The 18,713-nt window shown below is 39.6% G+C and carries 21 protein-coding genes and 1 other annotated feature; of the genes, 16 read left to right on the top strand and 5 right to left on the bottom strand.

Translation table 11 applies throughout. From position 1 onward, the window contains the following. Positions 1-184 precede the first annotated feature (184 nt). The 7 genes from MKY34_RS17525 (at position 185) to MKY34_RS17495 (ending at position 5,934) form a co-directional block, all read left to right on the top strand. Entirely contained in the window at positions 185-598 is a 414-nt protein-coding gene (locus MKY34_RS17525; protein ID WP_342512401.1) for a MarR family transcriptional regulator, read from the top strand. 178 nt (positions 599-776) lie between these two features. Continuing rightward, positions 777-1,601: a DUF4097 family beta strand repeat-containing protein gene (locus MKY34_RS17520; protein WP_342512400.1), complete on the top strand. Its 825-nt coding sequence runs from the start codon at positions 777-779 to the stop codon at positions 1,599-1,601. A 173-nt stretch (positions 1,602-1,774) separates the two neighbouring features. Then, positions 1,775-2,443, top strand: coding sequence for a VWA domain-containing protein (locus MKY34_RS17515; protein WP_342512399.1), 669 nt, complete (start codon positions 1,775-1,777; stop codon positions 2,441-2,443). Between the two features lie 124 nt (positions 2,444-2,567). Continuing rightward, complete coding sequence (locus MKY34_RS17510) at positions 2,568-3,380, top strand: DUF1835 domain-containing protein (protein WP_342512398.1); 813 nt, start codon at positions 2,568-2,570, stop codon at positions 3,378-3,380. A gap of 273 nt (positions 3,381-3,653) precedes the next feature. Further along, on the top strand, positions 3,654-4,556 hold the full coding sequence (locus MKY34_RS17505) for an NAD(P)/FAD-dependent oxidoreductase (protein WP_342512397.1): 903 nt from the start codon (positions 3,654-3,656) through the stop codon (positions 4,554-4,556). A 143-nt stretch (positions 4,557-4,699) separates the two neighbouring features. Beyond that, positions 4,700-5,098 (top strand): Rrf2 family transcriptional regulator, encoded by a 399-nt coding sequence (locus tag MKY34_RS17500; RefSeq protein ID WP_342512396.1) that lies wholly within the window; start codon positions 4,700-4,702, stop codon positions 5,096-5,098. A 140-nt stretch (positions 5,099-5,238) separates the two neighbouring features. Then, positions 5,239-5,934 (top strand): class I SAM-dependent methyltransferase, encoded by a 696-nt coding sequence (locus MKY34_RS17495; RefSeq protein WP_342512395.1) that lies wholly within the window; start codon positions 5,239-5,241, stop codon positions 5,932-5,934. A gap of 116 nt (positions 5,935-6,050) precedes the next feature. On the opposite strand, the gene MKY34_RS17490 is transcribed toward MKY34_RS17495, so the two are convergent. Next, positions 6,051-7,004, bottom strand: a complete 954-nt coding sequence (locus MKY34_RS17490) for an alpha/beta hydrolase (RefSeq protein ID WP_342512394.1) — start codon at positions 7,002-7,004, stop codon at positions 6,051-6,053. Between the two features lie 196 nt (positions 7,005-7,200). Between MKY34_RS17490 and MKY34_RS17485 the strand changes: the two genes are divergently transcribed. The 3 genes from MKY34_RS17485 to MKY34_RS17475 all read left to right on the top strand — a co-directional run bounded on the left by MKY34_RS17485 (position 7,201) and on the right by MKY34_RS17475 (position 8,797). Beyond that, positions 7,201-7,644, top strand: coding sequence for a GNAT family N-acetyltransferase (locus tag MKY34_RS17485; RefSeq protein WP_342512393.1), 444 nt, complete (start codon positions 7,201-7,203; stop codon positions 7,642-7,644). Between the two features lie 198 nt (positions 7,645-7,842). Continuing rightward, positions 7,843-8,172 (top strand): hypothetical protein, encoded by a 330-nt coding sequence (locus MKY34_RS17480; RefSeq protein WP_342512392.1) that lies wholly within the window; start codon positions 7,843-7,845, stop codon positions 8,170-8,172. Then, positions 8,159-8,797, top strand: coding sequence for an O-methyltransferase (locus MKY34_RS17475; protein WP_342512391.1), 639 nt, complete (start codon positions 8,159-8,161; stop codon positions 8,795-8,797). Before MKY34_RS17480 ends, MKY34_RS17475 begins: the two co-directional genes overlap by 14 nt. Positions 8,798-9,018: 221 nt before the next feature. Here MKY34_RS17475 and MKY34_RS17470 read toward each other — a convergent pair whose 3' ends face one another. After that, positions 9,019-10,461: a PLP-dependent aminotransferase family protein gene (locus MKY34_RS17470; protein ID WP_342512390.1), complete on the bottom strand. Its 1,443-nt coding sequence runs from the start codon at positions 10,459-10,461 to the stop codon at positions 9,019-9,021. Positions 10,462-10,563: 102 nt separating this feature from the next. Between MKY34_RS17470 and MKY34_RS17465 the strand changes: the two genes are divergently transcribed. Both MKY34_RS17465 and MKY34_RS17460 read left to right on the top strand, forming a co-directional pair. Then, a complete protein-coding gene (locus tag MKY34_RS17465) occupies positions 10,564-11,172 on the top strand; it encodes a LysE family transporter (protein ID WP_342512389.1) in 609 nt (202 codons plus the stop codon). Positions 11,173-11,230: 58 nt separating this feature from the next. Further along, positions 11,231-11,521, top strand: a complete 291-nt coding sequence (locus MKY34_RS17460) for an RNA polymerase alpha subunit C-terminal domain-containing protein (protein ID WP_342512388.1) — start codon at positions 11,231-11,233, stop codon at positions 11,519-11,521. Between the two features lie 190 nt (positions 11,522-11,711). On the opposite strand, the gene MKY34_RS17455 is transcribed toward MKY34_RS17460, so the two are convergent. Further along, complete coding sequence (locus tag MKY34_RS17455) at positions 11,712-12,581, bottom strand: LysR family transcriptional regulator (protein WP_342512387.1); 870 nt, start codon at positions 12,579-12,581, stop codon at positions 11,712-11,714. Positions 12,582-12,717: 136 nt separating this feature from the next. Here MKY34_RS17455 and MKY34_RS17450 point away from each other — a divergent pair, with 136 nt between their 5' ends. After that, on the top strand, positions 12,718-13,605 hold the full coding sequence (locus MKY34_RS17450; protein WP_342512386.1) for a DMT family transporter: 888 nt from the start codon (positions 12,718-12,720) through the stop codon (positions 13,603-13,605). 222 nt (positions 13,606-13,827) lie between these two features. Here the strand turns inward: MKY34_RS17450 and MKY34_RS17445 are convergent, their stop codons facing one another. Beyond that, positions 13,828-14,466: a 2OG-Fe(II) oxygenase gene (locus MKY34_RS17445; protein ID WP_342512385.1), complete on the bottom strand. Its 639-nt coding sequence runs from the start codon at positions 14,464-14,466 to the stop codon at positions 13,828-13,830. Positions 14,467-14,729: 263 nt separating this feature from the next. Between MKY34_RS17445 and MKY34_RS17440 the strand changes: the two genes are divergently transcribed. Then, positions 14,730-14,966: a hypothetical protein gene (locus MKY34_RS17440; protein WP_342512384.1), complete on the top strand. Its 237-nt coding sequence runs from the start codon at positions 14,730-14,732 to the stop codon at positions 14,964-14,966. 86 nt (positions 14,967-15,052) lie between these two features. Here the strand turns inward: MKY34_RS17440 and MKY34_RS17435 are convergent, their stop codons facing one another. After that, positions 15,053-16,414, bottom strand: coding sequence for a sodium-dependent transporter (locus tag MKY34_RS17435; protein ID WP_342512383.1), 1,362 nt, complete (start codon positions 16,412-16,414; stop codon positions 15,053-15,055). Positions 16,415-16,483: 69 nt separating this feature from the next. After that, positions 16,484-16,711, bottom strand: a binding site (T-box leader). Between the two features lie 560 nt (positions 16,712-17,271). On the opposite strand from MKY34_RS17435, the gene MKY34_RS17430 reads away from it, so the two are divergent. Both MKY34_RS17430 and MKY34_RS17425 read left to right on the top strand, forming a co-directional pair. Further along, positions 17,272-17,604, top strand: a complete 333-nt coding sequence (locus MKY34_RS17430; RefSeq protein WP_342512382.1) for a YqzG/YhdC family protein — start codon at positions 17,272-17,274, stop codon at positions 17,602-17,604. Positions 17,605-17,935: 331 nt separating this feature from the next. Beyond that, positions 17,936-18,481 (top strand): GNAT family N-acetyltransferase, encoded by a 546-nt coding sequence (locus MKY34_RS17425; RefSeq protein ID WP_342512381.1) that lies wholly within the window; start codon positions 17,936-17,938, stop codon positions 18,479-18,481. Positions 18,482-18,713: the final 232 nt, after the last annotated feature.

Here is an 18,713-nt window from a genome sequence, read left to right as displayed (position 1 = left end):
TGCACTTTTAAATTAATTTCAAAAATAACCTATGCTATTTTGTGGATGTTTGGAAATGAACATCATTTCAAGTCATTAATATGGTGTATTTTTTCGCTACCTATTATAATATGGATATAGTTGAATTAGTAAAATATTTAGTGCGAAATATACTTTTTGTACTATCAGTTAAAGGATGAATGAAGTGGAGAATTCTTCAAATGATGTTATTCGTAGTTTAATGGAAGAGATGTTTGAAATTCAAAATAAATCTAAGCATTTTGTAGAAATGCTTACTTATGATGAGGATCTTTCAGAAAATCTAATTCTTTTATTATTACGACTTAAATTACATGGGCATATGAGGATTACTGAAGTTTCTGAAGCCTTCATGTTAACCCCTGGGGCAGCAACGAATATGTGTGATAAACTTGAGGATTTAAATTATATTGAAAGAATAAGGATTAAAACGGATAGAAGGGTTGTTAATGTCGCACTTACAACAAAAGGAGAAAAAAGAGTAGAAGAGATATTTTCAAAACTACCATTAGAAAAGTTAGTAACGATTTCTACTACTTTAGCAGAAATCAATCATTTATTTGAAAAAATTATAGAGTAAAAATGTCCCTAAGCAGATCGATTTATGATCTGCTTTTTTATTTCACCGAAAAAGGTTGACAATATATACTCGACAACATACATTATAGTAGTTATATATTTTAGTTATTAAAATATATAGTTGTAGAAATAATGGTAGGCGTGCTCATTAAAATTCATTTTAGAAATGAGTGGTTGTATTGGCGAAAAAACTATTGGTGATGGGGGTTATTATTTTGACAGTATTTGGATCGGTGGTGTCAATGAATAGTGGCAAAAAAGCATTTCAACAGAATGAGGACTTAGCAAATGTTGAACAGATTACGCTTCACGCAGATATATCTAACGTAGTACTTGCAGTTGTCGAAACAAATTTGAACTTTGAATATACGGGAGAACAATCTTTTTTCGGTAAGCCCGAAATAGAAATTGATTACGATTCCGGGCATGCATTTATTGAGGTGAAGACTATCCCTAAAAACTGGATGAAGCTATTACCAGCTTCAAGAAAAAGGGGAACGTTACGATTGAATATCCCTGCAAAACTACTGGATGAAATTCACATTACTACTGGACAAGGAAACATAGATGTAGAAAGTATAGATAGCGTAAACCGATTAACGCTCAGTTCGAATGTTGGAAATGTGAAAATCGATTCTTTTATAGGTGAGTCGCTAGCTATAAATTTGAAGAACGGGTCTATAGATGCAGGTGAAATCAATAGCGAAGTTACGATTAAAAGTCAAACTGGCAATTTGAATGGTTTAGCCTTTGCTACACTTAAAGGTGTAAATAACATTCATTTGTCAAATGGGAATGTAAAGATAGCACTACCAACTGAAGCAATCTCTCATGATGTCGGATTGAATATTTATACAAAAAACGGGAAAATAAGACCTGTGAATGAAAGTCTATCAGGTGCTGCAATCGTAAAACAGAATGCCGGTCAGAAGATAATCAAGGATTCCAGCGCGAAAAATCAACTAAATATAGCTGTTTCAGTAGGGAATATAGAGATTAATTAAGGGGAGCTGGTTTTATATAGGGGATGTTTTACTACAGCTAAATGAAACTGGTCTCACTGAAATAATCATAGGCACGAAAGGAACTTAGTCAACACACATGGTGAATTATGTAATATAATTAAATCGTGAATTAGTTGTAGGGGAAATGAAGATAGGAAATCGGAGGTTATCATATGAGTACAATTTCATTAAAAAAGAACGCAGCGAGAGTTGTGCTAGAAAAGAAAAAACTCACTGGCGTTATAGCAAGAGTAGGAATTGTTTTGGATATTTCAGGTTCGATGCGCCAGTTATATCGAAAAGGGATTGTCCAAGATGCGGTTGAACGGATATTGGCAGTTGCGAGTCAATTTGATGATGACGGTTCTTTAGATGTGTGGGTATATGATAACGAATTTTCTCGCTTACCAGCTGTCACAGAGAAAGATTTTGTGGATTATGTAGATCGACAAATATTGAATAATGACAGTATCCATAAATTTGGGCGAAATGATGAACCTCAAGTAATGGAAGATGTCATTCTGAAATATACAAAAGAGGAACCGAGCAGTGAGCCTGTCTTCTTAGTGTTTATAAATGATGGCGGATGTAAACCAGGCATTAAAAAGTCGATTGTCTCGTCCTCGACACAACCAATTTTCTGGCAGTTTATTGGCATTGGAAATTCCAACTTCGATGTTTTAAGAAAGCTGGATACAATGGAAGGGCGATTCGTTGACAATGCGAATTTCTTCCACTTGGACTACTTGGAAAACGTATCTGATGAGGAGTTATATGACCAGTTATTAAATGAGTTCCCAGAATGGCTAGAAGAAGCGAAGCAAAAAGGGATTTTGCGTTAAAGGGTGGGGAAAGCTTGTTCCAGTGTTTATATGGGACAAGCTTTTGTCGTTCTATAGCATGGAGGATTTTTTATCCATATTATGAGAGATCAATTTGTTTAGAAAGAACCAGGAGGTGGTTTATGTGATCCATCTAGTATTTGGGGCGGCTGCAGCAGGCAGTTTACACCATGCGTTTCGTAGGGAAAATCATACGATTATTGGATTCCCAATCGATTATTCTATTGGTCCTCTCAGAAATATTCACGAGAGTAGTGGCAGTAATCATTATTTTGCCTGGGCGCAATCTTCATTCCACACAACGTGGGACTACTTTAAAGGTGATCAAGCAGTTTATCGTGAGTCATTACAACAGTTGTTAGCCATAAAGAATGGTGAGCAAGTTACCATCTGGACGTGTGAAAATGCAACCGAGCAAATTGGCTTGCGAATCAGCTGCTATTTGTTGAGAGATAAGGACGTTGAATTACGTTTTGTTAATACATATAAAGCCATGCATGCTTCTATGAAGGGGCAGGATGTTCGAATTGATATTCGTCATACGAATGGATGTTGTGCTAAGGAGCTTACTCATTTTTACAAGCATTATACTTGTCCAATTTCAGAGGAACTGAGGAGCGATTATGTGCAAAATGGCGAAAGCTTGCTGAGCAGTAAAAGTATGGCTCGTTCTTGGCGGCAAGGAGAAATCGTTGATGAGCTAGAAACAAAAGACGATTCGTTTATATTGGACTGTGCTACAAGGTTGCATCATGAAATGCCACATCTCGAATATATAGACGCTATCAGGTTGGTTGGTGACGTGTTGGGGAATGCAGAGCAATCATTGTCTGACATCTGGATTGAATATCGCGTCCGTTCACTTATTCATTCGAAGCAATTGGCTTATGAAGGTGATTTACAGTCCATGCGGATGTATAAAGTAAAAGTTGTATAGTCGTGCGTTGTTAAAGAAAGAGGGAAGTTTCGTAGCAAGGGCAGACGCTTGTTGTTTTTGTCCGATTTCTCAGTCTTACGTTTGCCCGCATAATTCGAGGTAGTCGCGTTGAATGAAAACAACCTGCTTGCTATTTGCTACCTAACCCTCTAGAATCAATCATGGACATTAAAGGTCTATAATAGGTGTGTGAAAACAACTAGTTTGTATGCATTTATATTAATTATAGATATTAGAAGTCTGGAATATACTCGATTGAAAGGGAGTGGTTAGATGTTGCTAGATTGCGCAATTATTGGTGGAGGACCAGCAGGTTTGAATGCTGCACTTGTTGTAGCGAGATCAGGAAGAAAGGTCATACTCTTTGATGAAGATAAACCGAGAAATGCTGTTACACAGGAGTCTCACGGATTTATCACAAGAGATGGAATCACCCCCGCTGAATTTAAAAAGGTCGCACAATTGGATTTGATGAAATACCCGAATATAGCTGTTCACAAGCAAAGAGTAATCGATATACAAAAAGTAGATGAAATGTTTCATATATGGTCAATGGACGGTAGCAGCTATCAAGCAAAAAAAGTGATTTTATCGACAGGGCTTACAGATATCATGCCTCAGATTACTGGCATTCATGATTTCTATGGGACTAGCCTGTTTAGTTGTCCATTTTGTGATGGTTGGGAATTAAAAAACCGTGCAGTAGTTGTCATATCAGAAGAGCCCCGCGCATTTCATATGGCTAAAATGATGTATAATTGGAGTCAAGATTTGGTCGTTTGTACGAATGGAAAAAGCATTCTCTCTCCAGAGCAGAAAGAGTTATTCACAAGGAAAAATATAACGGTCATAGAAGATGAAATACTGCATTTAGAAGGCGACCGCGGTCATTTGACAAAGATTCGATTTAAGAATGGGCAAGAAATTGCACGAGATGGTGGCTTAGTGACGACTAGCTTGCAACAAGCTGCTCCATTCGCACAAACTTTAGGCTGTACCTTAAACAAGATGGGGAGCATCGAAACTGATATATTGGGACGAACGAATATTGCAGGCGTTTATGCCAGTGGAGATAATTCTAATTCACTTTCCCAAGTAATCATTGCGGCGGCTGAAGGAAGTAAAGCGGCAATTGGCGTCATAAGTGATATGATAAATGAGGAATTTGAAAACTAATACCGAAAATATTATTTTAGATGGATTGAAGAAAAGAGGTTGGATAGGCTGGCTACTCGAACTATGGAGTAAATCGTCCAACTTGACGGAGTATCCATTTCGAGGATATTATAGACCCAATAAGTCTTTGAAAGGGTGGTACTATGAAATTTTCGAAAGCGACGAATTATGCTCTCCATACTATGCTGATGCTCTTTACTGTTTCACCGGACAAACCGGTTAGAGTCCAGCAGTTGGCGGAATCTCAAGATGTTTCACCGACGTATCTTTCCAAAATTTTAACCAAGTTAGTGAAGGCTGGGATGATTGAATCGATTTCAGGAGCCAATGGGGGCTATCGATTATCGTCTAAAAAGGACGGCATAACGTTTTTAGATATTATTCATGCGATTGAAGGTACAGCCTCATTATTTGAATGTGATTTTGTTCACGGTGACGAATGCTCAATTCAAGCGATTATGAAAGAGGCAGAAGAGAAAATGCATGGTTATCTTAAAGAAATGAAACTAGCGGACTTGGCTCAACAGCAAACGAAGGTGTAAGTTGAGCTAGAAGAATGATGACAGTTAGCTATAAAGTAATTACGGATTAATTATAGATATAACAAGTCTTTAATGTCTGATTTGAAGAGGATAATTACTCATGCTGGGTAAGGCACAATACTATAATGAGGCGATTAACAATGACAGAAAAACTTACATTTAATTCTAAAAATACGATTGCATACGAAGAAAACGCTCGTGTCTCGATTCCCACATACGACACGTTATTTGCGATGGTTCAATCCTATTTTCGAACTCAATTGGGCGAAAAGGAGGCATCATTGCTCGTGATTGGAGCGGGGGGTGGAAATGAACTAGCTGCATGGGGACCGTCTAATCCCAAATGGACATTTACCGGAGTGGACCCTTCTAAAGAGATGCTTCAGATGGCGGAGAATAAATCCATTCAACTTGGCATAGAAAGTCGTGTCCAACTTATTCAGGGAACGACTGCTGACCTGCCACCCTCAGAATCGAAATTCGACGCGGCAAGTTGTATTTTGGTTCTTCATTTCATAGAAGATGTCCAACAGAAGTTGGAATTGCTTCAAACCATTAAGGGTAAGTTGAAGCCGGGAGCTCCATTCGTGCTCGTGACCGCATACGGAGATCCTGATGATACCGAATTGCAAGACAGAATAAACGTATGGAAAAGCTTTTTCTTTGATGTCGGGTACGATTCGTCTAAATTGGACGAGATGGGCAAAGGGATTATGAATATTTCTTTCATTCCGGAACATCACATTGAGCAACTGTTAGAAGAATCCGGTTTTACGAATATAACCCGATTTTATTCAACGGGCCTTTTCGCAGGATGGATTTGCCATGCGGAATGATAAGGTCTATTAACAATGGTACTCAAATGGAGCCTTACTACATTAAAAGTGTAGTAGGGCTCTATTTTAGATAGGCGTAGATTTAATTTTTTGCAAAGGCATTTTACAAGAATAGCTTACTTCGTCGACACGGACGATATACGCTTATTCAAAAAACGCCCAATCATTTGAAAAACGTCTTCATTAATAGGAATCGGCAATTGGATGAAACCATGAATTAGCCCATCATAACGGTGCATGTCAACATCGACGCCACTTGCTTGCAGACGGGCACCGTATGACTCACCTTCATCACGGAGTGGATCATATTGGGCTGTAATTAGCAAAGCGGGTGGCAATTCGCTTACATCCTCTGCTTTAATAGGGGAGGCATATGTGTTTTCTGCGTCCTCTTCATTGTTCAGATAATGATCCCAAAAGCTTTTCGTCAGACTGCTCGTCAAAATAGGGGCCGATGCATTTTCTCGGATGGATTCGTACGGTGAATCGTTAATGGAGCGCAATGCATCAGTCGCAGGATAAATTAATAATTGAGATTTGATGTTAGGGCCTTTTCGTTCTTTTGCCATTAACGTCACGGCTGCTGTATAGTTGCCACCCGCACTATCTCCTCCGACTGAAATCTGATATGGAATGACTTGGAGTGTGTCGGCATGATCGAAAACCCATTGTGCCGCAGCATAACAATCTTCCAACCCTTTCGGAAAACGATGCTCCGGTGCCAATCGATAATCGACGGAAATGACTTTGTGACCTGACGAATTTGCTAGATTTCGGCAGACGACGTCATATGTGTCGACGTTGCCGGTTGTCCAACCGCCACCGTGATAGTAGACGAGGGCAGGGAGTTTTTCCTCAAGGGTATCTGGTGTATAGGCTCGGATTGGAATATCGCCATTGGGTCCCTCAATGAGAAGGTTTTCAACGTTTTTCACAGTTGGCCGGTGCTCCTCTGCTGGTATGAGCAATAACTGTTGTTGTCGAATTTGGTTAATCAACTCCGGTGTCAATGTTTTGGGTAGTTGGGGAAAATAGTCAAGAACTGCTTTAACAGATGCATCAATTGTCATCGAATCACTCCTCTTGGGTTTTGGGGAATAGATTTGGAGGTACTTGGTACTTATTCTCCAATTATCCAAAGACCCCTTCTGAATTAAGAAGAATATTTAGGCTATTTAAAATGAGGGGGATCTATGGTATTCTTTTGCAAAAGGACGCTCTCATTCGGAGATTCGTTATACATATCTAGAAAAGGACTGAGGTAATTTGGAAGCCAAAAGAATAACAGAGAATAATGATTTAGAAAAAGCCTTTTCTATCCGAAAAGCAGTATTCGTTGAAGAACAGGGTGTGGCATTAGAGTCGGAGTTTGATGAATTCGATACATTGAATGATCGTTCGGAACATATTTTAGTTTATCATCAAGAACAACCTGTCGGAACTGGCCGTATCAGATGGGTTGAGGGTGTAGGGAAATTGGAGAGAATCTGTATTTTAGAACCTTATCGGAAATTTGGACTTGGGAAGGTTATTATAAAAGCGTTAGAAGAAATCGCAGAAGACAAGGGACTGCTTCAAGTTAAATTACATGGTCAAACGCAGGCAGCAGGTTTTTATGAAAAACTGGGCTACCAGACCTCGTCGGGTGTGTTCATGGAAGAAGGTATACCACATATTTTAATGATGAAAGAATTGGCTACTAAGCGTTAAAAAAATGAGTCATGCAAAGTATCTAGCAAAAACCTTTCAAGCCTATTATGGACTTGAAGGGTTTTTTTCGATTGGCTATCGTGTTGGTAACGTCCACTTATTTGAGGAATTAAGTCAAGATTGACTCATTGTATACGAATGTATACAATGAGTATCATAACAACTCGTATACGTTTGTATACAAAGGAGGAATTGCTAGTGAGAGAAGAACAGGCAAGGAGAGAAGGGCGTCATCGCGGTAGGCGTCATGGTGGGGAAGAGGGCGCACGCGGACCGAAAACGTTTCGCCGTGGGAGGGCGCTTGCTTTCTTAGAGCGTATGCATCTAAAGCGTGCAACGATTAAACAGCAACTTGAACAATCGGAATTTCAATCGATTCAGCCGATTTTAGTCGGAGAATTAAAAGCCATTGATATAGTCATCAATGAGTTTGTGCAACTCTTTGAAATCAATGAAGAAGAAATCGACGATGGAAAACAGTCAGTAGATGCGAATGAGGAAGGGATTGAGTTGGATGAAAAAAATTAACGGTTATATCGATACAGTGTTTACGAAGCAAGACGCTTTGTTGGAGGAAGTGATTGCTTCGATTGAAGAAAACGGCATGCCGGCTATATCGGTGTCGCCTTCTTCGGGCAAACTATTAACGATGCTGATGACGATTTCAGGTGCTACAAATGTCCTGGAAATTGGTGCACTTGGTGGTTATAGCGGAATTTGCCTTGCGAGAGGTTTCGGGAATGAAGGGAAGTTGACATCCCTTGAATTGGAGGAGCGGTACGCAACGTTAGCAGCAAGTAATCTAGCGAAAGCGGGCTTTGGAGATCAAGTAGCCTATCGAACGGGGCCTGCATTGCACAGCCTTGAACAATTAGCAAGTGAGGGAAAACGCTTTGATTTTTTCTTTATTGATGCGGATAAAGAAAACTATGAGAATTACCTAGATGCTTGCATTGGACTTGCGGAGCCGGGGGCGTTAATCGTCCTGGATAATGTATTGGCTAGAGGAAGTGTAGCGGATCCAGAGGTGCAACCAAAACGTTATACGGCATTCATGCAAGTATTTAATGATACAGTGGCGAATCATCCGCAATTGGAATCACTGCTGATTCCGCTTGGGGATGGGATGACGGTTGCAAGGGTGACGAAATAAGAATTGTGTACCAGGTTCTCGGTGGCTGAGAACCTGGTTTTTTATTAAGGAAATTATAAAATCCCGCACTGTGGATAAGTTAGCCTATAGATATTTCTCGTCTAGGCTCCAGCGCCTAGGGGCTCGGGTCGTTTCGGTCTTGCTAGTAAAGGCAAAAAGCGCCCTTACTTTCAAGACCTCCAACGCTTGTCGCCCCTGAACAGGCGCTTGCGCTTTTGTTCTTAATCATGCCGCCTATTGAGCAACTGCATGATTTCATGATAAAGAATAGCCATCCCTCTACGTAACTCATCATCGGAACTATAAGCGAAAGACAGACGGATATGGTGCGTATCATAAGGTGCATAAATATAACCAGGATGAATGAGTACTTTTTTCTTCAGTAATTGCCTAAACAACTCTGTTGTGACAATCGGCTCTTTACATTTGCACCAGATGTAAAAACCACCTTTTGGTGATTCCCAAGAAGCGATTGCATGGAAATGTTTGGTCAATAGGCTTTCCATAACTTGAGCACGGCGTTGTAGTTCCGCTTTTAACTGCTGAATATGTTGTTCATATAAGCCTGTGCGAAGCCAGTGTTCGACAATCTCTTGTGAAATGGTACTTGATCCATAATCCATTTGCATTTTGATATCGGCTAATCGTTTAATGACAGGTGTAGATGCAATGACCCAGCCAATTCGTAATCCCGGGCTGAGTGTTTTGGAGACACTCCCAAGATAGAGGACTTGTCCTGATTGATCGAATGATTTAATAGCAGGTGTTGGTTCATCAAAAACTAATTCAAAATAGACATCATCCTCAATAATGGGGAGTTGGATGGATTCGCACATTGAATAAAAGGCTTCTTTCTCTTCTGATGACCAGACACGACCGGTTGGATTATGGAGAGTGGGGATTGTATAGTGAATCGCTTGCCGTTTTTTGCGGATCCACTCTATTTCTTTGGCCTGCAATTGGTTTTCAGTCAGGCTATGCAGGTGCATGCCGAAAGACTGAAATGGCTGGACGGAATTCAAATAGGAAAAGGATTCTTGAAAAACAATAGAACCTGTTTCCAGCAAGCCAACTGCGATTAATTGCAGAGCTTGTAATCCGCCCGACACGATGCAAATGTTTTCAGGCGTTGTGTGAATGCCTCGTTTTTTTACATAGTCGCAAATCGCTTGTCTCAGTTTTAGGTTGCCTTGTGGGGAAGAGTAGCCCATTGTTTTGCCATCCAATTGCAACTGCTGGAGTGAAGCTTGTATGTCCGTAGTTGGTAATAAGCTAGGCGCAAGTTCGCCTGTCCCTAATCGAATGATCGATTCATCTTGTTCGAATTCATTGATGAGCTGGATAGTTTGGTAGTTGGACTTGTGAATACTTGCTTCAATATAGCGTTGCCAGTTAGGCTGTTTTTGCTTCACAAGCATATTCCAAGAATCGTTTGAGACAAATGTGGCAGACCCGACTTTGGAAGATAAAATGCCATCTGCTTTTAATTCGTCAAAGGCCTCTTGGAGAGTGCTTCGATTCACGCCGAGTGATAGGGCCAGCTGGCGTTGTGGCGGTAATTTTGTTCCTTGTGCCCATTGGCCGATTGTAATTTGCTCGGTTATCCATGCGACGATTTGTTTTGCTAAACTAGTCGGTAGCGAACGATTCGGCTGCCAATGCATAAAACATTCCTCCGTAAAATTGGATGGGTAAATAACCAACCAATTGGACCTTTTTCTTTAGTTATAACATAGGTACGATAGAAGAGGAAAGGAGTTGCCGGTATGGAACCAATTTTACATGGCATCATTTTAGCATTTGGGCTCATTTTACCTTTAGGTGTCCAAAACGTTTTTGTCTTTACACAAGGTGTGACACAACCACATTTGTTAAAGGCGCTACCTGCGGCAATCACGGCTGCTATTTGTGATACGCTGTTAATTATTTTGGCAATCTTAGGCTTATCGGTTATCGTATTGCGATTTGAATGGCTACGATTTGGCTTGTTAGTAGTAGGTATTCTATTTCTTGTCTATATGGGGAAAGTAATCTGGTCTTCTGGCGCGGCGAATGTAGAGGGGAAAGAGGCCTTACCTGTAAAAAAACAAATCCTGTTTGCGCTGTCTGTCTCGTTGCTAAATCCACATGCGCTTTTGGACATCGTTGGTGTCATTGGGACGAGCGCAGTCAAGTATAGTGGGCAGGAGCAGCTCGCCTTTGCCGCTACCTGTATTGTTGTATCCTGGCTTTGGTTTTTGGGTTTAACGATTGCAGGGGCAACATTGAAGAGAATGAAGATAGCGAGTGGGGTCTTTATTTTATTTAATAAATGTTCAGCAGTGTTTATCTGGGGAACGGCGTTGTATTTAGTGGTGGGGTTATTTGCAAGCTGATAGAGGGCTCATTTACAATGGGAGAAGACGTATATGGTTAGGAAGGAGACTTTCAATGATGACAACTTCAAAAGGAAATTTACGGACATGCAGCAAAGGGCACGAATACTATAAGAGTAGCGATTGTCCGGTTTGTCCGACATGTGAGCAAGAAAGGAAACCTGCTGATGGGTTTCTGGCAAAACTTTCGGCACCTGCCAGAAGAGCGTTGGAGCATCATGGCATCACAACAGTGCAACAATTAGCGACATATAGTGAAAAAGAGATTTTGCAATTTCACGGCATGGGACCAGCTTCTTTGCCTAAACTTAGAGCTGCGTTAGAGGAGAGTGGCTTGTCGTTTAAATAGTAAAGAAGAAAATCCGATTTTCTTGGAGTTATTTTGGTAATTTGTGTCCCTTTCTATTCAATCTACAGATCAATAAGCAAGAAAAGAATCCATGTTGATTAAACTTTTTCAAAATGGATTCTTTTTGTTGTCCAAGAAAAATCTGGACTCAATTACGCAGAGGCATAATTGATGGAGGTTCTTAAATACTTCAAACAGAATTGCCATATCTTTCGATGATAAAGTCAATAAAATATCGACTTGCTATCGGCAATACCTTTTTGTTTTTATAGGCTAAACTGATTGTCCGAGCAACAGGTGGAGCAATCGATTTCGTCACAATATTATACGGGCATCTATTTAAGACAAGTTTAGGTAAAATCGTCAGCCCAAGCCCTTGTTCAATCATGGCCATAATCGTATAATCATCATGCACCCGGTATTGGATATTGGGTGCTAAGTCGTTTTGTTTGAAAATGGTTAACGGTTCACTTAGTTCTCCTTCATCCAAAAGAATGTAGGGATCACTCGTTAATTCTTTCAGGGAAACATTGTGTTGCACAGCTAAAGGATGATTAGTTGGCAATACCGCAAACATTTCATCTTTTTGTAGTGGAACGGTTGTCAGATTCGATATAGCAGTTGGATTGACAAAGCCGAAGTCTACACTCCCTTCTTTAATCCAATTAGAAATATTCGTATATTCCCCTTGATGTAATTCAAACTGAACAGCTGGATATTGTTCCTTAAAATCTTTCATCAGCCCCGGTAGCCAATTGCATGAAACACTCGAAAACGTACCAATTCGGATAAGTCCACTTTGCAGTCCTTGCATCTCGTTATGCTTTTCTAACAATTCCAGATGTGAATTACGTATATTTTTAATATAGGGTAAAAACTCCTCACCATCTGGCGTCAATGTGATCCCTTTGCGTGAGCGTAAAATCAGCGTAGTCGACAGTTCCTTTTCCAAGGAATGAACCATTTGACTAATGGCAGATTGTGTATAGCTAAGCTCTTCAGCGGCTTTGGTAAAACTTCCTGTTTCAATGATTTTGATAAAAGCGTCATACGAATTCATGGTCTTTTACCCCCCCCTTTTTTGCATTAGTAAATCTAATAGTTCTATTATAAACATTCGTTTTATTAATGTGAATACAGATGATACGATATAGCAAAACTATTAAAAAATAGATGGAAGGATAGGGGGAATGACGATGACACAACGACAGGCAAACTTGCTTTTGGCTACGGTTTCAATGGCTTGGGGAGCATCGTATATTTTTATGAAACTTTGTGTGGATGAAATCCCTCCAATGACGATTGTCGCTTTGCGATTTGGCATTGCATTCATCGTTATGGGGGCGATATTCTTTAAAAAAATGATCCGAGTAGATGTGGAAACATTGAAATACAGTGCGATTGTAGGGGCTCTACTTTGTGGGGTTTTCATTGCGCTTATGTATGGGATGAAACACACGACTGCTTCTACGGCTGGTTTTTTGACAAGTACGACCGTTATTCTCGTTCCGACTTTACAAATATTTCTTACACGTAAACTACCAAGTAAGCAAACAGGATGGGGCGTCCTGATTGTCACGACGGGTTTGGCATTCTTGCTAATCGGATATGATTTTACTATTGCATCTAGCGCTTTATATTGTTTAGTAGCTGCTCTCATTTATGCAATTCATATTATTGTTACAAATCGCTTTGTACGTAAGGTTGATGCCCTGCAGTTAGGGATTTATCAACTGGGGTTTGCAGCTCTATTCACAACGATTGGAACCTTTCTATTCGAAACGCCAGTTTGGCCGGCTAGTACGATTCACTGGTTTGCGATACTCGGTCTGGCCCTCATTTGCTCTGCTTATGGTTTTGTCATGCAGCCCATCGCTCAAAAGTATACGACACCTGAAAGTGCCGGCTTTCTCTTTTCGCTTGAACCCATTTTTGCAGCGATACTTGCATTTATCTTCCTGCATGAAAATATGGGGCTACAAGGTTATTTTGGCGCACTACTCATTATAGCTGGTGTACTTGTGGCAAACACTAGATTTAAAAAACAATGGAACAAAGAAATGCAGGTAAATTATGAGAGTTAAAATCATGAATAGATCAATTATTGACAACCTAAATCATTCAATTCGCGCTCAATTAAACTTAACTATATCGACTTGCCTCAAAGCGATGGATAAGTTGGAATGAAATTCAGAAAAATAAGGGGGAGTGTTTGAGGAGAATCATATCGATTTGCTGTAAATCCAAGTCAAACATGCCGAGGCGTATTTGACTTGGAGATAGTAGGTAGTATTAAACAAACAAACTCATCGTATTCTTTGTTTTCTCATCCATTGTGTGGCAACCCACTTTTCGCCAGCTATAACGGGAGCTCCACCGTGTAATGTTAAATCGTTTAAAATTTCGTCATTATAAAAATATTCAAAGTAAACCGCTGTACCTTTTTGGGGAGACACGGACAACTCTAGTTTTGGAAAAAAGGTTTCGCCGCCTTGTTCTACATCATTTAAGTACATAACAAGTGTACTAATACGGTTATTATTTGCTACTTTACTTGTTGATTTGAAAAAATCGTGGTGAGCTTTATATTCTTGACCTGGAGTATACTGAAGAATTTGAAGACCTTCTCCATGTTCAATTGGGATATTCATAATAGAGGCAATTCTTTTTTCAACCTTCGCAACAATACCATGCTCACTGTCTTTGAAAAACATACTACTACTTGTTCGGATTTCATTTACTTCACGTGTTGCTCCGATTTTTGAACGCTGCATTTTATCCTTTGACAATCGGATGAGTTCCTCGCATTCTTCGTTGCTCAGTACATTCCCCAAAATCACAATTAACGGGTCTTGTTTTGTCATGATGATGTCAATTTCCCTATCTGTGACGATTTTGTTGCCAGTATGGCTAAATATTGTTTGCTCTTTGTTGTCCGTTATCATCTTCAAATCACCTCTTAAACGATTAATTTTTTAGAACGGTTTATTTTATCATTGGATTTAAATGGATAGCAAGTTCTAAATAATGGTTTATAGATGATTTCTTAGATAAGGATTATTCTTTTCACTTTTAAGGCTGTCGTGAATCATGTACCGAAAGCGAAACTAAGCTGTTTATTTGGAGAGTTGTTACTTCATTTTTCAGGTTATTGCGAAACAGAGAGGGGTATAGTATTGAGTAACGATTTTTTTAGGAGATGGTTATAGTGGGTGAGAAGCCGGAAGATGTGCGAATGACACGGGAGGAAATGGAGGCAAATGGGCGTAAAATTGATGCAAGAAATGTTGCATTGGAGCATGTAGAAAGAGTGGAGGAAGCCCCAATGCAAGCTACCGATCAAATTCCACCGCCGTTGACTGAAGAAGAAATGAAAAAACGCGTTGGAGAACAGAACTTTGCGAATGTCCAAAAAGGGACAACGATGTCATCCATCAATAGTTGAAGAAAAAATACCTGCGCAACGAACAAAATTGTTCAGTGCGCAGGTATTGATTTTGATAAATGGTATCTTACTAATACCAAAAGCCGTTAAAACAATGCCACAATCCAATCGAGGATCCCTGTAATATCCAGGAACACGACGATAATGACTAAAGGAACGATGTACTTCATGATGATAAACCAAATCGTAAATGCGGTTGAGCCTAAGCGAGAATGTTGCAGTAATTCTTTACGTAATGTGCTTTTCTCAATTTTACGAGGAACAAAGATTGAAATGAGCAATACGCCAAGTGGCATTAAAATGTTACTCACTAGAAAATCAGCGTTATCAAATAAGTTTTTCGAGAAAATCAGGAAATCCGCAAAAACACTATATGATAATGCTGATGGAACACCGACTACAAAGATAAGTGCCCCCACGATATAGGCATATTTCGCGCGTTTCTTCTCGTTACCTTTGACAATTGATGCCACAATGATTTCGAGCATTGAAAAGGCCGAAGTTAATGTAGCGAATAAAAATAAGGCTAAAAATCCTAATAGGAATGCTTCGCCAAAAATAATTTGATCAAATACCGCTGGCAAGACAACGAATAATAAACCAGGTCCTTCAGCAGGTTCTAAGCCAAGTGAAAAGACGGCTGGGAAAATCGCTAAACCTGCTAGTAACGCAATCAATAAGTTCATGGATACAATCGAAATCGCAGGTTGAATCAAGCTTTCTTTTTTAGACAAATATGAGCTATACGTCACCATGACTGATACCCCAACACTTAAAGAGAAAAAGGCTTGTCCCATCGCAAACAAAACGCTTTGAGAGGTAATATTCGAGAAGTCAGGTGCTAAAAAGAATTTTACACCTTCCATCGCATTGTCGAGTGTCAACGAACGCACGATGAGTACGATGAATAATGCGAATAACGCAGGCATTAATATTTTACTCGCTTTTTCAATACCATTTTGAATCCCTTTCGCTACAACGACGACAGTAAGGACTAAAAATCCTAATTGCGCAGCAATCACTAACAGTGGATTGCCAATCGTTGTGTTAAAGACCGCTCCATAATCAGCACCCTCATGAATGATGCCTCCAAATAATCCTTTAGTAAAATAAATAACAATCCAACCACCAATAACACTGTAAAAAGACAACAGAAGGAAACAAGTAAATACTCCTAATTTCCCGATCCAATGCCAATTCGTATTCGGTGCTAGCGTTCGATATGCACTAATGGCCTCTTTTTGTGTGCTGCGGCCAATGACAAACTCGGCGAGTAGCAACGGGAAACCGATAAATAACGAAAATAAAATAAATAGCAGAAAGAACGCGCCGCCACCGCTTATCCCTGTTACATAAGGGAGCTTCCAAATGGCGCCTACTCCTATGGCCGATCCTGCTGCGGCTAAAATAAATCCAATCTTCGATGACCATTGCTCTGATGTTTGCATAGTATTCCATCCAATCTATTTATAGTGTGTTCTCGAAAGAACAAAAAAAGCCACATCTCTATCGATAACGATAGGGACGTGGCTTTTCACGCGGTACCACCCTAATTGGAAACAGCATATGCGTTTCCCACTTCTTAACATAACGGTGTTCTCCGTTTTATCTGCTACTTTTACTGTAGCAGTATAAAAAAAGCTCCAAGAATGAAATTCACCAAGTCTTTGTATCAGTTTGCACCAACCACTGATTCTCTTGTAACAGGGAGACCGGCTTAATAAGGTTCTTTTCAACGCTCATATAATCTATTTAGTATAGTCGGAACTATAGCATGATAATTTTTGGAGGTCAAGCCCTTGTCTCTATTATTTCTCGTTATGCAATCTCAACGTACTATATAGCTAGCGGGATACAGGACATTTCCTGGGGAATAATTATTTTATTGAAAATGGTTATGCTTAGATATATCTTGTGAAGATAGAGTTTTTGCATTGTTCCGCTATCTGTAATTAGATTACTGGAAATCTGTGCTACTATTACAAGGATATTTTAAGAACAATCCATTTCGCATGAAATAGGGGCAACATAAACCGTCGGCTGGATTTAGTGAGTAATAATATTTAGAAAATAATTATTATTGAAATAATTATTTCAGGTAATCATCTCACTTATCATATGATGTTTTTTAAAAATATGTTTAATAAAATTAACCTATCCGAGTTAGAGTATTGGAAGTACATAGATCCGTGTTTGATGGGAAATGGACAGTGTTTTTTATCATCATGTACTTTGTCAAAAAGTCTGTACACACCAGAATGATTTTCAACCCACAACGCATCCTACTCAAAAAGAGGTGAGCTTCATGATGCGAAAAAACGTTATGACATTTAGCATTTGGCTGCTTATGTATGCAGCACCTGTTCCAATCCCTGCACTTCCTTTTGTCCAACAAACCGTTCCGGCCTATGCAAAGTGGGGACAATTGGCAATGAAAGAAGTCCAATCGGAATATCCCAATGCAACTGTAGTGGACTATTTACATGAAGGCCGAGAAACGCAAGGGGATACGACGACTGAAAAATTTAAACTTTGGTTACGCCAAGGAAATCATGAATTTGGTGTTTTTGTGAGGATTACGTTCAATACGGAAACAGAACAAATAGTGACGATTAAGTTTCAAGAAACGCCCCGATAAGCCTATATAAGTGTCAGTATACAAACAGCGCTTACTACATTTTTTGTAGCGCTGTTTATTTTATATAGAGATAAGTTTCCATGATTTACTAAATAGATAACGATGAAGTATACACATTGTACACATTGCTATTACTTACATGGAAACCTTCGCAACCTCTTTTGAAATAGGAGGACAAGTGCAAAAAGTTCATAATTTAGAGAAGCTTGTATCACTTGGCTGATGAAAGAGCTGGTGCCTCCTATTGTGATTGCTATGTTATATAATAGGGGAAATAAGTAGCGACAGCAAAAGCGTATTCATCAGAATATCGCAGAAGGAGATGGCTTACATGAAACGAATTTCGTTGAAAATGGTGCGAAACGATTTGGTGAATATTCCTCAATTTGAACTACCGCCTGGATATCGGATGCGATTGTTTGAAAAAGGGGACGAGCAGACATGGGCGCGTATTGAAACAAGTGTTGATGAATTCAAAGATGAACAGGCGGCACTTGACCGCTTCGCGAAAGAATTTGGCCCTTATCTCGATGATATGACCAAGCGTTGTCTCTTTATTGAAAATGAACAAGGGGAGGCCATTGCGACAACGACAGCTTGGTATGGGGATTTGCTTGGCGATGGTGAAATCGCGGGTCGGATCCATTGGGTTGGTGTGATTCCCGCCTATCAAGGAAGGAAGCTATCTAAACCACTTTTGAGCGCAGCCATGAACATTTTAGCAGAGCATCATTCAACAGCCTATTTGATATCCCAAACAACGAGTTATCAAGCAATTAATATGTACTTAAACTATGGGTTTGAACCGTTTCGTACAGGGCCCAACTGTGAGGAAGCTTGGAACTTGATGGAAGAGACGTTAAAGCGGAAGATTTAGATAGTGAATACAGATTGTGAAGAAACTATTTTTGAATCACATATACGCAGTAGTGCAAACCATCGATTTGGTTTGCACTATTTTTTATGAAGAGAGATTACATGTAGACTTTGTTTGGTTAAGTACCACAAGGGGTTATTTGATATTCAAGGTGTTGGTCTTTTTTACCACTAAAAAAATCGTAATTTAGCTATTGACCTTTGTGTTACACAAACCTTTATAGTCAATATCA

The organism is Sporosarcina sp. FSL K6-1522, from assembly GCF_038622445.1.
In the GTDB taxonomy this organism is placed as follows: domain Bacteria; phylum Bacillota; class Bacilli; order Bacillales_A; family Planococcaceae; genus Sporosarcina.
Note: the sequence above shows the minus strand (reverse complement) of the source record. Positions and strands in the feature narration are given on the sequence as shown.

Excerpts from the sequence above, each read along its gene's own strand:
- MKY34_RS17455 (WP_342512387.1), bottom strand. The coding sequence starts at position 12,581 with ATGAATTCGTATGACGCTTTTATCAAAATCATTGAAACAGGAAGTTTT.
- MKY34_RS17435 (WP_342512383.1), bottom strand. The coding sequence starts at position 16,414 with ATGCAAACATCAGAGCAATGGTCATCGAAGATTGGATTTATTTTAGCC.
- MKY34_RS17495 (WP_342512395.1), top strand. The coding sequence starts at position 5,239 with ATGACAGAAAAACTTACATTTAATTCTAAAAATACGATTGCATACGAA.
- MKY34_RS17425 (WP_342512381.1), top strand. The coding sequence starts at position 17,936 with ATGAAACGAATTTCGTTGAAAATGGTGCGAAACGATTTGGTGAATATT.
- MKY34_RS17500 (WP_342512396.1), top strand. The coding sequence starts at position 4,700 with ATGAAATTTTCGAAAGCGACGAATTATGCTCTCCATACTATGCTGATG.
- MKY34_RS17430 (WP_342512382.1), top strand. The coding sequence starts at position 17,272 with ATGATGCGAAAAAACGTTATGACATTTAGCATTTGGCTGCTTATGTAT.
- MKY34_RS17475 (WP_342512391.1), top strand. The coding sequence starts at position 8,159 with ATGAAAAAAATTAACGGTTATATCGATACAGTGTTTACGAAGCAAGAC.
- MKY34_RS17470 (WP_342512390.1), bottom strand. The coding sequence starts at position 10,461 with ATGCATTGGCAGCCGAATCGTTCGCTACCGACTAGTTTAGCAAAACAA.
- MKY34_RS17460 (WP_342512388.1), top strand. The coding sequence starts at position 11,231 with ATGACAACTTCAAAAGGAAATTTACGGACATGCAGCAAAGGGCACGAA.
- MKY34_RS17445 (WP_342512385.1), bottom strand. The coding sequence starts at position 14,466 with ATGATAACGGACAACAAAGAGCAAACAATATTTAGCCATACTGGCAAC.
- MKY34_RS17465 (WP_342512389.1), top strand. The coding sequence starts at position 10,564 with ATGGAACCAATTTTACATGGCATCATTTTAGCATTTGGGCTCATTTTA.
- MKY34_RS17505 (WP_342512397.1), top strand. The coding sequence starts at position 3,654 with ATGTTGCTAGATTGCGCAATTATTGGTGGAGGACCAGCAGGTTTGAAT.
- MKY34_RS17515 (WP_342512399.1), top strand. The coding sequence starts at position 1,775 with ATGAGTACAATTTCATTAAAAAAGAACGCAGCGAGAGTTGTGCTAGAA.
- MKY34_RS17490 (WP_342512394.1), bottom strand. The coding sequence starts at position 7,004 with ATGACAATTGATGCATCTGTTAAAGCAGTTCTTGACTATTTTCCCCAA.
- MKY34_RS17450 (WP_342512386.1), top strand. The coding sequence starts at position 12,718 with ATGACACAACGACAGGCAAACTTGCTTTTGGCTACGGTTTCAATGGCT.